At 79.2% G+C, this 1,275-nt stretch carries 1 pseudogene; it reads right to left on the minus strand.

The features are described 5' to 3' along the window. Positions 1-1,147 (minus strand): annotated as a pseudogene (locus DZG00_RS15505) (hypothetical protein); the annotation flags it as partial. Positions 1,148-1,275 lie beyond the last annotated feature (128 nt).

A 1,275-nucleotide genomic window follows, 5' to 3' on the forward strand; every position in this document is an offset into this window, starting at 1 on the left:
TCGAGCTGGACGCCCGTGATGACGGGCGTGACGTCGTCCCGCGACGCGGCGACCGCGACCTGCGAGACGGCAGCGGCGTCACGTCCTCCGCGGCGCGGTGGCGACCGCCGAAGCGCGCGACGAGGGCGCCGCGGAGCAGCAGCGCGGGGAGGGTCACGAGGAGCACCGCGCCGAGGGCGAGGAGGAGCGGGAGGAGGCCCCGGCCGTCGGTGAACGCCGTGGGCAGCGGCTGGAGCGACGTGCCGAAGCGCGTGGGCGCGTTCCAGGTTCCGGGCGCGGCGGCCGCGGGCTCGGATCCGGAGCCGGGGGCGCCGTCGGAGCCCGGTGCGGTGCCGGTCGCGCCGCCTCCGCCGCCGGATCCGGGCGCGGGGGCCGCCTGGGTGCCCTCGGGCGAGCTGGTGGCCTCGGGCGTGGGGGTAGCGGGCGGCGTCGTCGCGCCCGGCGTGGGCGAGGTCGCGGGCGCGGCTACTGTGACGCCCACCTCGGCCGCGAGCGTGCTGATGTTGCCGAGCGGATCCGTGACCGTCGCCGTGATCCCGAGCGGGCCCGGCGGCAGCGTGCCGGTCGTGCACGACCACCGACCGCCCGCGACCTGCGCCTGGCACGCCGCATCGCCGTAGCCCGAGAGATAGGCGCGCACGACGTCGCCGTCCTCGTCCGAGGTGCCGGAGATCGTGATCCCCGCGGCGTCGACCGTGGCGCCGGCCGCGGGGGCAGTGATGACCGCGGCGCCCGGCGCCGTCGTGTCGAAGCTGCCCGTGCCGCGTCCGACGGCGGGCGTGCCCGTGCTCCACGGCGTGGTCTGCGTCGCGGTGACGGGGACGCCGGTCCCGGAGGGCGGCGGCGGGGCGAGGAGGCACGCCCACGTGCTCGAGGCGCCGACGGTGGCGCGGCAGGCGGCGGATCCGGAGCGCGCGTCGACCGTGGCGCCCGGGTACCCCGTGCCGCTGACGAGCCCCGTGGTCACGACGGAGAAGCTGTTGACGCCCGGGGCGCGCAGCACGGAGGCCGTGGCGGTGGCCTCCTGGCCGCCCGCGGTGACGCGCACGGGGCTCTGCCCGTCCGGGACGCCGGTCGCGCTCGCGCGCCAGGTGGTGGAGGAGGGGAGCGTGACGGCGGCGGGGACGCTCGCGATGGTGACCTGCACGTCGACGCCCGCGGGCCGGGTGCCCGTCACCGCGACGGCGCCGTCGGTGGAGAAGGGCGGCGTCTCCACGGTCGGCGCGGGCGCCGGCGCGCCCGAGGGGACGGGGCTCGGCGACGGGGTCGGGGTCT

The sequence above is a fragment of the Clavibacter lycopersici genome, from assembly GCF_003576405.1.
GTDB lineage: Bacteria > Actinomycetota > Actinomycetes > Actinomycetales > Microbacteriaceae > Clavibacter > Clavibacter lycopersici.